The organism is Xanthomonas sp. NCPPB 4467 (assembly GCF_041475665.2).
Taxonomy (GTDB): Bacteria; Pseudomonadota; Gammaproteobacteria; order Xanthomonadales; family Xanthomonadaceae; genus Xanthomonas; species Xanthomonas dyei.
Genome location: NZ_CM191260.1, coordinates 4462412 through 4477006 on the forward strand (window position 1 = coordinate 4462412; position 14595 = coordinate 4477006).

11 protein-coding genes and 1 other RNA gene are annotated in these 14595 nt (G+C 65.4%); 6 read left to right on the plus strand and 6 right to left on the minus strand.

From position 1 onward, the window contains the following. The first annotated feature begins 285 nt into the window (after positions 1-285). Positions 286-972 (plus strand): response regulator transcription factor, encoded by a 687-nt coding sequence (locus ACCQ06_RS19410; protein WP_316692692.1) that lies wholly within the window; start codon positions 286-288, stop codon positions 970-972. On the opposite strand, the gene ACCQ06_RS19415 is transcribed toward ACCQ06_RS19410, so the two are convergent. Beyond that, complete coding sequence (locus ACCQ06_RS19415) at positions 954-2357, minus strand: sensor histidine kinase (RefSeq protein WP_316688777.1); 1404 nt, start codon at positions 2355-2357, stop codon at positions 954-956. The two genes, ACCQ06_RS19410 and ACCQ06_RS19415, sit on opposite strands and share 19 nt — an antisense overlap. Before the next feature lie 203 nt (positions 2358-2560). Here ACCQ06_RS19415 and ACCQ06_RS19420 point away from each other — a divergent pair, with 203 nt between their 5' ends. From ACCQ06_RS19420 to ACCQ06_RS19430, 3 genes are all read left to right on the plus strand, one after another. Continuing rightward, the gene (locus ACCQ06_RS19420) at positions 2561-5002 is read left to right on the plus strand and encodes a YadA family autotransporter adhesin (RefSeq protein ID WP_316688778.1); all 2442 of its coding nucleotides are present in this window, start codon (positions 2561-2563) and stop codon (positions 5000-5002) included. Positions 5003-5065: 63 nt separating this feature from the next. Further along, positions 5066-6970, plus strand: a complete 1905-nt coding sequence (locus ACCQ06_RS19425; RefSeq protein WP_316688779.1) for a S8 family peptidase — start codon at positions 5066-5068, stop codon at positions 6968-6970. 127 nt (positions 6971-7097) lie between these two features. Further along, positions 7098-7173, plus strand: a non-coding RNA gene (locus ACCQ06_RS19430) — sX9 sRNA. A gap of 4 nt (positions 7174-7177) precedes the next feature. Here ACCQ06_RS19430 and ACCQ06_RS19435 read toward each other — a convergent pair. Further along, on the minus strand, positions 7178-7729 hold the full coding sequence (locus ACCQ06_RS19435; RefSeq protein ID WP_055847893.1) for a DUF6630 family protein: 552 nt from the start codon (positions 7727-7729) through the stop codon (positions 7178-7180). 164 nt (positions 7730-7893) lie between these two features. Between ACCQ06_RS19435 and ACCQ06_RS19440 the strand changes: the two genes are divergently transcribed. Beyond that, a complete protein-coding gene (locus ACCQ06_RS19440; protein ID WP_115562962.1) occupies positions 7894-8160 on the plus strand; it encodes a DUF3297 family protein in 267 nt (88 codons plus the stop codon). 431 nt (positions 8161-8591) lie between these two features. On the opposite strand, the gene ACCQ06_RS19445 is transcribed toward ACCQ06_RS19440, so the two are convergent. The 4 genes from ACCQ06_RS19445 to ACCQ06_RS19460 all read right to left on the minus strand — a co-directional run bounded on the left by ACCQ06_RS19445 (position 8592) and on the right by ACCQ06_RS19460 (position 13427). Next, a complete protein-coding gene (locus ACCQ06_RS19445) occupies positions 8592-9353 on the minus strand; it encodes an ABC transporter permease (RefSeq protein WP_316688780.1) in 762 nt (253 codons plus the stop codon). After that, a complete protein-coding gene (locus tag ACCQ06_RS19450) occupies positions 9350-10294 on the minus strand; it encodes an ABC transporter ATP-binding protein (protein WP_104615025.1) in 945 nt (314 codons plus the stop codon). Before ACCQ06_RS19450 ends, ACCQ06_RS19445 begins: the two co-directional genes overlap by 4 nt. Positions 10295-10665: 371 nt before the next feature. Continuing rightward, on the minus strand, positions 10666-12303 hold the full coding sequence (locus ACCQ06_RS19455) for a Na+/H+ antiporter (RefSeq protein ID WP_104615024.1): 1638 nt from the start codon (positions 12301-12303) through the stop codon (positions 10666-10668). A 470-nt stretch (positions 12304-12773) separates the two neighbouring features. Then, entirely contained in the window at positions 12774-13427 is a 654-nt protein-coding gene (locus ACCQ06_RS19460; protein WP_228323614.1) for a hypothetical protein, read from the minus strand. A 395-nt stretch (positions 13428-13822) separates the two neighbouring features. On the opposite strand from ACCQ06_RS19460, the gene ACCQ06_RS19465 reads away from it, so the two are divergent. Beyond that, entirely contained in the window at positions 13823-14380 is a 558-nt protein-coding gene (locus tag ACCQ06_RS19465) for a fasciclin domain-containing protein (RefSeq protein ID WP_170068558.1), read from the plus strand. Positions 14381-14595: the final 215 nt, after the last annotated feature.

Genomic DNA, 14595 nt, shown 5'->3' on the forward strand with positions numbered 1-14595 from the left:
GCAGACAGCAGACAGCAAGCAGCAAGCAGCAAGCAGATCAGCACGACGACGCAACCAATGCGAGTCGCGCGCAGGCGAAACACCCATGGCGCAGCCACTGCGCATCATGCTCGTGCATACAACGCATGCATCTTTGCAACCCGATGACGCCTGTGGCGCACACACCCATGTGACCAGCGAAGCCGCTTCCGCGCCCACGCACAAGCCTGTCACTATCGAAGCGACCTATCTTCCGGAGCCGTTGCATTGCCTGTTCGCGTCCCGCCCTCCGAGCTACCGTCCATGTTGCGCGTCGCCGTTCTCGAAGACGACGACGTCCTGCGCGAAGAAATCCTGATTCCCGGCCTGCAGGAGTTCGGATTCGCGGTCAGTGGCGCCGGCACCGCCGGGGCGCTGTACCGGCTGATGCTGGAGCAGACCTTCGACATGGTGGTGCTGGACCTTGGGCTTCCGGACGAAAGCGGCCTGAGCGTAGTTGCGCATCTGCGTTCGCTGTTCACTGGGTTGGGCATCGTGGTACTCACCGGCAACCGCGGCCGCTCGGACCACGTGCATGCGCTGAGCAGTGGCGCCGACGCGTTCCTGCGCAAGCCCGCAGATCCTGAAATCCTGGCGCTGACGCTACGCAACCTATCGCGGCGCTTGCGCCCGGCCGATGCCAGCAGCGCGGAAAAACCGGCGTGGCGATTGGAATCGGATGGCTGGTGCCTGGTCGCACCGGATGCGCGGATTGTGGTGCTGACCTCGCTCGAGCGCTGCCTGATGGGCTGCCTGGATGCACAGCGCGGCCAGGCGGTGGAGCGCGATACGCTGGTGTCGGCATTGGAAGACTGCGTCGGCGATTTCGACCTGCATCGGTTGGAGATGCTGATCCATCGCCTGCGGCGCAAGGCCGCCCGCATCACCGCAGCCGATGCGCCGGCGTTTCCGCTGCTGTCCTCGCGCGGAATGGGTTACCTGCTGGCCACCTGATCGGCACGACTCGCTCGCTCCGGCGGCGCCGCAGCCGGCAACAACAGGCGGATGCAGGCACCATCGCCCGTGTTGCCGACCTCCACCCGCCCGCCGGCGGCGATCACGATTTCGTTCACCACCGATAACCCAAGACCGGTGCCCTTGCCGGCCGGTTTGGTGGTGTAGAACGGCTCCAGGATCCGCGCCAGCAACTGTTCGGGAATCCCCGGGCCGGTATCCGAAAACTGCAGCACCACCATACCGGCCTGCTGCTCGCCTTCGATGCGGAACAGCCCCTGCCCGTCCATCGCATCGCGCGCATTGGCGGCGATGTTGAGCAACGCCAGTTCCAGTTCGTCCAGATCCATCGCGATCCACAGCGGCGGCCCCGACGCGATGCCTTGCAGTCGGATCTCGTGGCCGAACAGTTGCCTGAGCGTGGGTTCGATCTCCAGCAATGCGTGGCGCGCATCGAACAGGCGCGCAATGCCGGGTTCGGCACGGCCGAAGTTGAGAATCCTGCGACTGACGGTCAGCGCGCGGCGCGATGCGGCTTCGATGTTTTCCAGCGTCTTGAGCAAGGGCGCTTCGCCACGGCCTTCCAATGCATCGCGACGCTGCGCAAAGCCGATGATCACGTTGATCAGATTATCGAAATCGTGCGCAACGCCGGAGGCCAGGCGTCCCAGCGCTTCCATCTTCTGCGTGTGCAGCAGTTGCTCCTGCACCCGCTCGCGCTCTGCCATCTCGCGCACCAGCTTGCGGTTCACCGCTTCGAGTTCGCGACGGCGGCGTTCCGATTCCACCAGGCTGTCGCGCAGCGCGGCGATGGTGCGGTCGAGCATCAAGGTGATCAACAGATACACCGCCACCGTCATCAGCCCCAGCCCGACATTGCCCCAGGTCGAACGCGATGGTGGAAACCACAGCAATTGCGCGACCAGCGCCATCGCACACACCGTCGCCAGCAGCGCAAACACGCGCCACAGATTGCGCCGACCGAGCGCCATGCCGGCGAGCACCAACGCAATCACCGGCATCGGATTGGTCATCAGGTCGAAGATATCGACCCGCACGTAAGTGACGAAGGTGCCGAGCAACGTGGCGGCAATGAACACCTTGACGCCTGCCGCACTGCGTCCGCGCCGGATCATCGGCACACCCGCCAGCGCGCCGAACGCGGTGAGCACGGCACCGGCCAACGCGCAGGCCAGATCGGGCCGCGCCTGCAAGCGGCTCAACCCGGCGACATACAGAAAAAATCCGACATCGCCCAGGTTGTACAGCGCGATGGCGACCAATAGCAGTTGCAGGAAGGCCACCTGCCGTCGATCGATCGGATCCTCGCGCCAGCGCGTGGCCAACCAGCGCGGCACGAACCTGGATTTTGCGGCAGACAGCATCGCGACAGGACGTCTTTGAGTGTTTTTGCATCCTCACATTCGTGGTGAGTGGATGCAATCGTGGCTTGGTGACACGTGGCCGAGCGCATGACTATGTTGCGTTGTCCCGCAACATGAAATGTACGGAATTCCAAGACATGTGGGGATGTCTGGGAGCCGATATGCAGCGGTCGACCACTCCAACCACGCGCCAGGGAATCTCCATGAGCCAGATTGATCGCCTCTCGAACCGGGCCTGCGCCCGGCACGCGACCACCACCGCGCCGCACCCCCATGCCGGCACACGTCCGCAGCGCGTGCTGCTGCATGTTGCAGTGCTGACCGCGTTGCTGCTCAGCAGTAGCGCGGTGCTTGCGCAGGTCGCCACCACCCAGCGCAACAGCGGCACCACCCATGATCAAGCCGCGACCGATGCAGCCGCCATTGCAACCGATCAAGACACCAGCGCGCCGGCCGATGCCGATGCCGATGCCGACCAGGACGATGCTGCCGACACCGGCAAGCATTTCCAGATCGTCGGCGGCGCCGACGCCACCACCGATGTAGGCGCGTTCGCCGCCGAGCCGTATGCCGTGGCGATCGGCGAAGCCAGCAATGCGCTCGGTGAGGGCGGCATCGCCCTGGGCGCCGGGGCCACGGTCACCGAAAAGTTCGCCATTGCCGCCGGCTACGCGGCGGCGGCCACCGGCGAATCGGCGGTTGCGGTGGGTGGCACCACCGACGTGTTCGATTACGACGACGGCGGCAATATTCTCGCTGTGCACGCCGAGTCCACCGAAGCCACCGGCTTCGTGTCCACTGCGCTCGGCGGCGGTGCCAAGGCCCTGGATGCGATGACCACTGCAGTCGGCAGCGGTGCCGAAGCCAGCGTCTTCGAGGCCACTGCGCTGGGACATCGCGCCCGCGCGCTGGAGCAGGGCGCCACCGCCATCGGCACCCGCTCGCAAGCGATCGGGCTGGGCAGCAGTGCGCTCGGCAACGGCGCGCGCGCGGTCGCCGACAGTACCGTGTCCATCGGTTTCAATTCCTTGGCCAGCGGCACCGACAGCGTGGCGATCGGCGGCATCAGCACCGCCGCGGAGAGCGCAGGCAACAGTGTGGGTATCGCGGCGGCCACCGGCACCGGCGCCATCGCCCTGGGCGCCGGTGCGCAGACCCAGTCCGACTACGCCATCGCCATCGGCTACAACGCCAACATCTTCCCCAACCTGCCGGGCAACACCGATTCGGTGGCGATCGGCCACAGTGCCGGCTCGTTCGCGGCCAACACCGTGTCGATCGGCGGGTTCGCGTTGACCCAGGATGCCGAGTCGGTGGCGATCGGCCACCGTGCAGTGACCTACACCGCCAACAGCGTGGCACTCGGCGCCAATGCCGAAACCTCCTGGTTCAACCCCAACAGCACCGCGATCGGTGCCGACACCGAGGTCAACGGCGTCGATGCAACCGCCATCGGCTATGGCGCAAAGGTCGGCGACTGGGTCGACGATGCATGGAACCGCTCGGCCAGCAGCGCAGTTGCGTTGGGCGCGTATTCGCATGCCACCCGCAGCAATAGCGTGGCGGTGGGCGACGTCGCGGCCGGGTTGACCCGGCAGATCACCAGCGTGGCGGCCGGCAGCGAAGCCACCGACGCGGTCAACCTGGCCCAGCTGCGCAGCGTGGCCACCGCCCTGGGCGCCGGCAGTGCTTTCGACCCCACCGGCACTCTGATCAGCGGCAGCTACCTGGTGCAGGGCGCGAACTACGGCAATGTCGGCGAGGCGATGGGCGCCATCGATGCGGCGCTGACCGTGTTCGATGGCCGCCTCGGTGCCATGCAGAACATGTCTGCCGGTAGCGTGGCAGTTGGTGGTGGCAGCCTGGCGCCGGTGGTCGGCAGCGGCACCAATGCCGTGGCGATCGGCTCGTCCGCCACCGCCAATAGCGACAACGGTCTGGCGGTCGGCGCCGACGCGCTGGCCTACGGCCCGCAGGACACCGCGCTGGGCGCCAATGCCAGGGTCAATGCCGACGGCAGTACTGCGGTCGGTGCGAATACGAGCATTGCCACCGCCGCCACCAACGCGGTGGCTGTGGGCGAAAGCGCCAGCGTCACCGCAGCTTCGGGCACCGCGCTCGGCCAGGGCGCGCGCGTGGACGCCGACAACGCGGTTGCGCTGGGGCGCGGTGCGGTGGCCGATCGCGCCAATAGCGTCTCGGTGGGCAGCGCCGGCAACACGCGCCAGATCACCAATGTCGCCGCCGGACAAAGCGATACCGACGCCGCCAACGTGGCCCAGCTCAACGCCAGCAACAGCCGCACGCTGAGTTCGGCCAACAGCTACACCGACAGCCGGGTGTCGGCGCTGAGCGACAGCTTCACGCAACTGCGCGACGGCAGCGAACGGCGCTTCCAGACGATGGATCGCCGCATCGACCGCATCGGCGCGATGAGCGCGGCGATGCTCAACATGGGCATCAATGCTGCCGGCACCCAGAGTACGCGCGGTCGCGTGGCGGTCGGCGCCGGGTTCCAGAGCGGTGAGCGTGCGCTCTCCATCGGCTACGCCAAGAAGGTGGGCGAGCGCGCCTCGTTCAGCCTGGGCGGTGCGTTCAGCGGCAGCGACGCGTCGGCAGGCCTGGGCTTCGGCGTGGACTTGTAGGTCCTGCGCCGCGCCGTACACGTCTTCCCCCTTAACTCCATCGATTCTTGCGAGAGCCATCCCATGAACAACGCTTCGCTACCGCTCAAGCCCCTGCTATTGAGCGCAATCCTGGCCACGGCCACGTTTCAGGCCCATGCGGCCACCGACCAACTCAGCCTGCGCGGCCTGCCGACGGCCGGCGACCCTGCCGCACTCCCCGCTCGCCTGATCGTCAAATACAAAAGCAGCGTGCCGTCCGACGGCTCGCGTCTGGCGATCCTGTCTGCAGCCGCCAACCGCGCCGGAGTCCTGCGCGCGGCCAGCGGCACGGCGCGTGCCACGCCGCTCAACGCACGCGTGCTGCGGCGTACCGGCACCGGCGCCAGCCTGCTGGACCTTGCGCGCACGCTCAGCAGCGCCGACCAGGCCAAGTTGCTGGGCGAACTGCGCGCCGATCCACAAGTGCAATACGCCGAATTCGACCGCATGCTGCGCGCGGTCGATGACATTGCAGGGCCCAGGCTCAAGGCCGGTGCCGTCGCAGCGACGCCGCAGGCCACTGCCACCGCCGTGCCCCCCAACGACCGCCTGTATGCCGGGTTCCAGTGGCATCTGCAGGACAGCATCGGCGGCATCCGTGCCCCGCAAGCCTGGGAGAGCTCCACCGGTGCCGGCGTGGTGGTGGCGGTGCTCGACACCGGCATCCTGCCCGACCATCCGGACCTGAAGAACAACGACCACATCCTGCCGGGCTACGACTTCATCACCAATGCGACGATCTCCCGCCGCGACAGCGACGCGCGCGTGCCGGGCGCGCTGGACTACGGCGACTGGACCGAAGAGGACAACTTCTGCGGACTGCCGGCACGCTCCAGCAGCTGGCACGGTACCCATACCGCGGGCACGGTCGGCGAACTCACCAACAATACGATCGGCGGCGCCGGCGCCGCCTACGACGCGCAGATCCTGCCGGTACGCGTGCTCGGTCAATGTGGCGGTACCAGCTCGGACATCGCCGATGCCATGGTGTGGGCCTCCGGCGGCCATGTCGACGGAGTGCCGGACAATGCCCATCCGGCCGAGGTCATCAGCCTGAGCCTGGGCGGCCCGGGCACATGCGACAGCAATACCCAAAGCGCCATCGACACCGCAGTGGCCAACGGTGCGGTGGTGGTGGTGGCGGCAGGCAACGAGGCCAGCAATGCCTCGCAGTTCAGCCCGTCGAGCTGCGGCAACGTGATCACGGTGGGCGCCACCCGCATCACCGGCGGGATCGCGTTCTACTCCAACTTCGGCAGCAGCGTGGATCTGTCCGGCCCCGGCGGCGGCGCCACCGACGATACCGGCAACGGCGGCTGGGACGGGGTGGTGCTGTCGACCGGCTACAGCGGCCAAACCACGCCCACCTCCGGCGAGTACGAATACGTCGGCTTTGCCGGCACCTCGATGGCCACCCCGCATGTGGCCGCGGTGGCCGCCCTGGTACAGAGCGCGTTGGCCGCCTCCGGCAAGACCCCGCTGGCCCCTGCGCAGATGGAAGCCATGCTGCGCCAGACTGCGCGCACCTTCCCGGTCAGACCACCGGCCGGCCGCGCGATCGGCACCGGGATTGTCGATGCCACCGCGGCGCTGGACTACGTGCAGAACAGTTGCAGCGGCAGCGCCTGCATACCGGTCACCGTGAGCCTGACCAACCGCGTCGCCCTGACCGGTCAGAGCGGCGGTCAAAGCGAGGAAAAAACTTATCGCTTCGCCGCCACCGCCGGCAGCGCCTTGAATGTGCTCAGCTTCGGTGGCGGCGGCAACGTCGCGCTGTATCTCAGCTTCGACGTCGAGCCGACCACCAGCAGCTACGCGTTGAAGTCCGCACGCACCGGCAGCGCGCAGACGCTACGGCTGACCGCACCGCAGACCGGCACCTACTACATCAAGTTGGTCGGCGGCTCAGGCGGGTTCAACAACGTGTCGCTGATGGCGCGGCAGTAATCGGCAAGCGTGCCGGAGGGGGTACACGCCACCTCCGGCACCAGGCGTGCGGCTGGCTTGCAGCAGCTAACAAGAGGACCGTGCTCACCGCCAGGCGGGTGCGGGCGCGGCCGGTGCTCGGTGCGGCATGGACCACGCGTACGCTCCGGTTCCTCCACACCGTCCACACCCATCTGACGACTATTCGCTACGTTGTGTTCGCCGCTCTTAGAACGCCTCGTTGCCCAGCCGCACTTCCACGTCCAGCAGCGAGGTCAGTGCCAGCATCGCCTCGTCGTCGCGACTGAGCGCGATCCAGCCGGCATAGGCATCGCCGCCGGTGTTCCAGTTCCACAGCGAATAGCCATGCTCGCGCAGACGGTCGAACGCCACCGCCATCAGGTCGGGCACGCCAAGGCCGTTGGCGAAGTCTTCATCGTCCAGATCGCCGCCCCACGCGATGCGCAGGTTCCAGCGCGCGCTCAGTTCGTCGATGGCGGCAATGAACGAATCGGTATCCTTCCAGTCGACATAAAACCCCGAGCGCCAGTCGATCGCGTCCTTCAGCGCCCACAGCCAGGCATCGTCGCCCTCATCGTCGTCCGCCTCGGCTTGCGTTTCGCGCCAGGCGTCGAACTGCCCCAGTGCGGTGTCTTCGTCGCCCGGGTTGATCAGCACCAGCAAATTCCAGACCCGCGCCGGATGGTCGTCGACATCGTCTTCGTCGGTCTCGGGCGGCAGGCCTTCGTCGTCTTCGTAATCGGCACTGTTGTCGGGCATGGCGGTCTCGCTCAAGGATTGCAGGTGCGAAGTGTGACGCCTCACGCGGCGCAAGCAAACCGGCGGGCGAGCGCGTCTGTGGCATCAGGGCTGGTCTTCCCGGCACAGGCCCGTATCCTGTGCGGCCGAAGACGGCTATCCCGGTCCGTCATGATGCCTTTCCCATGAGCGATACCCCTCCCGATCATCTGGCCATCGACCCACGCAGCCCGTTCCACGATGCCGACGTCCTAAATCGCGGTATCGGCGTGCGCTTCAACGGGGTCGAACGCGACAACGTGGAGGAATACTCGATGAGCGAAGGCTGGATCAAGGTGCAGGTCGGCAAGGCGCGCGACCGCCGCGGCAACCCGATGACGATGAAGGTCAAGGGTGAGGTGGTGGCCTACTTCCTGGACACCAAGAGCGACGCCCAGCCTGCTGCCGAGTAAGAGCAGCTGACCACACTACTTCAAGCTGTTCTATTGCAGAGCTGCTCAGCTGCTGAGCTGCTGAGCTGCGAGTTTGCTGCAGGGCCCTTGCCCGCCCACCATCGCGGGACACGCCGTGAATCCGTCCCTGGAGGCTCTTACGCGGCATCCATGCCGCGTAAGGTCCCGCGATGGTGGGCGGGCAAGGACCAGTCGAGATGGTCGGTGTGCGAGGCTTTCAACAAAGCAACCAGCAACCTGTCTGGTGCGGTGTCCTCGCCGCTTGCGGGACCGTGTGGCGGCATGGATGCCGCCACCGAGCCCCCAGGGATGGGTTCACGGCGTGTCCCGCGAGCGGTGAGGGCACCGCGCACTCGATCCACTCAGCGTTTGACCTGGACTTCCGACGGCATCCACCAGAATGCGACCGACAACACCACTGCACTCACCACTCACGCCTTGAGCCGGTAACCGCTGCGGAAGATCGCCGCCACCACGCCCAGGCACACCACCAGAAACAGCAACGTCATGCCGGTGCTCACCGCGATATGAACGTCGGCCTTGCCGTAAAAGCTCCAGCGGAAACCGCTGATCAGATACACCACCGGGTTGAACAAGGTGACCTTCTGCCAGATTGGCGGCAGCATGTTGATCGAGTAGAAACTGCCGCCCAGGAAGGTCAGCGGCGTCACCACCATCAGCGGAATCACCTGCAGCTTTTCGAAGCCGTTGGCCCAGATGCCGATGATGAAACCGAACAGGCTGAAAGTCAGCGCGGTGAGCACCAGAAAGCCCAGCATCCACACCGGGTGGGCGATCTCATACGGCACGAACAGCCGCGCGGTGAGCAGAATCAACAAGCCCAGCATCACCGACTTGCTGGCGGCCGCGCCCACGTAGCCGATCACGATTTCCCACCACGCCACCGGCGCGGACAACACCTCGTAGATGGTGCCGGCCCAACGCGGCATGTAGATGCCGAACGAGGCGTTGGAAATGCTCTCGTTGAGCAGCGACAGCATCACCAGCCCGGGAATGATGAAGGCGCCGTAGCTGATACCGTCGATGTCGCCCATGCGCGAGCCGATGGCCGCACCGAAGACCACGAAATACAGCGAGGTCGAGAGCACCGGCGAGGCGATCGACTGAGTGAGCGTGCGGAAAGCGCGCGCCATTTCGAAACGATAGATCGCTGCAATCGCATGCCGGTTCATGCGTGTGCCTCCGCAGCGCGTGCGCCGTGCACCAGGTTGACGAAGATCTCTTCCAGCGAGCTTTCGCTGGAATGCAGGTCCTTGAAGTCGATGCCGTGCTCGTTGAGCCGGCGCAACAACGCACCGATCCCGGTCTGCTCGGCCTGGGTGTCGAAGGTGTAGATCAGGCTATTGCCATCGGCCGACAATTCCAGCGGCAAATCTGCCAACGCGGTGGGCAGCGTGTGCAATGGCGATTGCAGGCTGAGCGTGAGCTGTTTCTTGCCCAGCTTGTGCATCAGCGTGTGTTTGTCTTCCACCAGCACCAGCTCGCCGCGATTGATGACGCCGACGCGGTCGGCCATATCTTCGGCTTCCTCGATGTAGTGGGTGGTCAGGATGATGGTAGTGCCCTGCTCGCGCAGGCGCCGCACCATCTGCCACATGTCGTGACGCAGCTCCACGTCCACACCGGCAGTGGGCTCGTCCAGGAACAGGATGCGCGGCTCGTGCGCCAGCGCCTTGGCGATCAGCACACGCCGTTTCATGCCGCCCGATAGCGTGGAAATCTTGTTGTTGCGCTTGTCCCACAGCGAGAGCTCGCGCAGCACCGCTTCCAGGTACTGCGGGTTGGCCGGTTTGCCGAACAGGCCGCGGCTGAAACGCACCGTGGCCCACACCGTTTCGAACGCGTCGGTGGCCAATTCCTGCGGCACCAGCCCGATGCTCGCGCGTGCGGCGCGGTAGTCGCGCACGATATCGTGACCATCGGCCAGCACGGTACCGGTGCTGGGGTTGATCAGTCCGCAGATGATGCTGATCAAGGTGGTCTTGCCCGCGCCGTTGGGCCCGAGCAGCGCGAAGATTTCGCCGCGCTGGATGTCCAGATCCACCTGTTTGAGGGCCTGAAAACCGCCGGCGTAGGTCTTGCTCAATCCCTGGATGGAAACGATGGGCGTCATGGGTTCTGCACGGGGACGATAAGCGCCACAGGGTAGGCGCTGCGCCGTGACGATGGGAGGGGGGCAGATGGGATGGTGTCTCCCGAGTCGCCGTGATGGCGGTTGCGGCTGCTGTTGCTCGTAGGACTCCCGCCTCACCAGCGCGTGAGCACGCGCATTACACGCACGGCCCGTCACGCCCAGGTGCGCTCCTACAAAAGACCGTGGCTACCGGCCTGGCTCTTGCGATTCCCGATTCCCGATTCCCGATTCCTGCGCGCATGAGCGCGCACCGCACGTACGGCCCCGTCGCGCCCAGTTGCGCTCCTACGACGGGCGTGCCGTTGCCCGGCTGTTGCGAATCCCCACTCACGACGCCCCAATCCCTACCCTCAAGCGCGCTTGCGCGACTCGATCAAATCCAGATTACGCACCAGCCTGCGCGACAGATCGTCGGAAATCTCGCGGCGGCGGGCAAGCTTGAATAACTCGTTGCGCTCGGCCACCAGGGCAGCGTGACGGAACTGGCGTAGGGCCTGCTCGTAGGCACCGGCTTCTTCCGGATCGGTCTCGGCCATGTCCACCGCGCCGAGCTTGCGTTGATAACGCTGGCTGACCTGGTTGGCGGCCGCGTTGTAGCGCTCGGCATGCGTACTGTCGTGCACCAGCCGCTGGCGCAGCTTTTCCACCGCCTCCAGTGCCGCCTGCGAGGCGGCCTTCACTGCAAGATCTTCCTTGAGCTGCTCGTCTTCTTCTTCCGGCAATTCCAGCCCGCGCAGCAGCCGCGGCAATGCAACGCTTGCCACCAGCAACGACACCAGGATCACCGAGGCGGCCAGAAAGATCGCCAGCTGGCGGGCGGGGAACGGCGAGCCGTCCTCCAGCATCAACGGCAGCGTGAGCACGCCGGCCAGGGTGATCGCACCGCGCACACCGGCCAGCGACACCGCCACCACGATCCGCCATGGCGGGCTCACGTGCGCCTCGCCGCGTCGCTGCGCCTTGAACAGGTTCCAGCGCAGCGACAGGAAGACCCACACGAACCTCAGCGCCATCAGGCTGGCGCTGATGGTGGCCACGTACACCGCCAGCCACCATGGGTTGAGGTGACCGGCTTCCTGCACACTACGCACCGCGCCGTCCAGGATGCCCGGCAACTGCTCGCCCAGCAGCACGAAGATGATGCCGTTGAAGGTGAACTGCACCGTGTCCCACACCGCCGAGCGTTGCAGGCGCATATTGCCCGGCGCATTACCTGCCATTTCCACGTAGCTCATGGTCACCCCGGCAGCCACGGCGGCCAGGATGCCCGAGGCGTGGAAGGCTTCGGCCAGCAGATACGCGGCAAACGGGGTGAGCAGGTTGACCAGGATCGCCGAACCGGGTTCTTCGCCGAAGTGGCGCCAGATCCAGGCCTGGATCCGGCTCAGTCCGAAGGTGGTGGCCACGCCCAGGGCCAGCCCGGCCAACGCCACCCACAGGAAGGTCAGCGACGCGCTGGCGATCGAAAAGGTGCCGGTCAGCACCGCGGCCACCGCGAACTGAAAGCACACCAGACCGGAGGCATCGTTGAGCAGCGACTCGCCTTCCAGGATGTGCATCAGCCGCTTGGGAATCGACACCTTGGAGGCGATCGAGGACACCGCCACCGGGTCGGTTGGCGAGATGATCGCCGCCAGTGCAAACGCCACGGCCAACGGCATCGCCGGGATCAGCCAATGAATCAGCAACCCGGCCCCGACCACGGTGAACACCACCAGGCCCAGTGCCAGTTCCAGGATGGCCGCCTTGTCGCGGAACAGGCCCTGTTTGGGAATACGCCATCCGTCCAGGAACAGCAGCGGCGGCAGGAACAACAGGAAGAACAACTCCGGTTCCAGCTCATGCCCCGCATCGAACACGCCGGAGACCACCGCGCCGAGCGCGATCTGGACCAGCGGCAACGGCAGCGAGAACGGCAGGATGCGGATCAGATAACCGCTGGCCGCGACCGCCAGCAACATGGCGAGGACGACATCGATCGAATGCATAAAAACCCGGAAGAAGAGACGGCCGCACGTGCGGCATCGTCTCGCGACGCACAACAACGCACCTACGGGAACATACCGGTTTGCAACCGACGATGAAACCACCGCACCGCCTGGGCCTGGGCGTGGTCCGTGGCGGTGACCGCCACCAGGGTGTGGTGCTGCAGCGCTGTGGCCGGTGTCTATCGATCAGGCACCGTGGCTGCCGGAAGGACAGGCGACACAACGGTGCGGCGGTGATTCGTCAACACAGATGGCCTGCAGCACGATGAAGCGCAGCGCCAGGGTGGCCCTGCAACAGGCCCGCAATGCGGATGCGCGTTGCGGGCAGCGCGCAGGCGATGGATCCATCGCCAAGGCCAACAGTGGTTCGCTCGCCTGCAACGCAGTGCCGTCGAACGCAGCCGGCAACGTGATCGTTCACGATGCGGCGCATGCCGACGGCATGCGCGCGCAGATTGGCCGAACGCGGATCAGCTGTGGCGAACGTGCCTGTTCGCGTGCCGCGTCGATTGCCGAGCGCCCTCGACCGGGACCAGGAAGGTCGCTTCATGCAGTTTCAGCTTCGAGTCGTAGTGACTCACCGTCACCTTGACCGCCTTGACCTTCTTCTTGAAGGCGTACGGCCACTGCGCACCCACCATTTCCTTCCCGGGCGTCTGACCGTCAGCATCTCCGGCAAGCTTGATGTGCACGGGGTAATTGCCTGCGCCGCCGTTGTCCGCATCGTTGGCATCGGACACGTCGATATGCGCTTTCGAAAACGCCAGCGTCGACGGCCCGCCGTCCTTGTAGTTGGCGCTGTCGTCGAATCCGATGTTCTTGTAGCGATAGGTCAGCAGGATCACTTGCGTGGGAACCCACGAGCCGCCGCCATAGTTGGGGATTTTGACCTTGGCCACGCGCGCAGAATCAACCGTGAATTCCCACTCCCCCGGCACAATCCATTTCTGCCCTGGTCGATAACTGCCACTGGCAGGGGCAGCCGCGGTCGCTGATGGCGCATGCGTTGGCGTTGGCGTTGGCCTGACGGCCGATGCGTGTGCAGTGCCGAATAACGCCAGCGCGCCTGCCACCAACACTGTCGGCAGCGCCAGTCGATTGAATTCGCTTTTTTTGGACTTCATGGTCTACAGCGCCTTAGAAATGATTATCACGCAAGGGCATCAAGACTAATCGCACTGAGCGGCGTCGCCTTTGCCAATCGCGAACATTCGTGCAGCATTAGGGAGGTGTGCGATAGCGGCGGCGCCGATGGAGTTGGCCACACCCTGATCGCGCGCGCCTGCACTGCGGTTTCGCAATGGAGTTTTCCAGCCGTCGGTCGGCAGGTGCGGCAAGCGCTGATCGAACGGACTCAACCAAGGGCCACCCGATCGCGGCTCCTATGGCGCAGTGCGACGACGTTGCAGCGCAGCATCTTTATGTAAAAAACGCGTGATGCATCCGCGCCGCATCTGGCCGCGTATCAAGATCCACGATTGCCATCCAGGTAATCGCTCACCCAAAGGATCGATGCCTCATGAAGACCTCATTCCAGTCGCTTGCCATTGCCACCGCTATTGCCCTCACCAGCGCGATGGCTCCCGCTTACGCTGCGTCCAATCCGATGGTGGGTGGCGCGCCGATGCTGGCGACCAAGGACATCGTCGACAACGCGGTCAACTCCAAGGACCACACCACGCTGGTGGCCGCCGTCAAAGCCGCTGGCCTGGTCGACACCCTGAAGGGCCCGGGTCCGTTCACCGTTTTCGCCCCGACCAATGCTGCGTTTGCCGCATTGCCGGCCGGCACGGTGGACACGCTGCTGAAGCCCGAATCCAAGCCGACGCTGACCAAGGTGCTGACCTACCACGTGGTACCGGGCAAGGTGGACGCCGCATCGTTGATCGCCAAGATCAAGGCCGGCGGCGGTAGCGCCACGCTGACCACCGTGCAGGGCGAGCCGCTGACCGCAAAGCTCAATGGCAAGAAGGTCACCCTCACCGACGTCAAGGGCAACACCGCTACCGTCACCATTGCCGACGTCAATCAGAGCAACGGCGTGATCCATGTGATCGACAAGGTGCTGATGCCGTAACTGCAGGCAGATCGCTGGCGCATGCTCCTATCTCCCACCGATGCAAACGGCTCGCATGTTTGTCGGTGGGCACTTAGCAACGCATTCGCTGATGCGTGATTGCATGGCGTCGGTGGGCGATCGTTGTGGGCACGAGTTGGTCGTGTCCACTGGCCCATCGATGCGCCGATTCATGCGCGTGCAGTTGCAAGACGCGCGACCCAACCGCGAAGCGG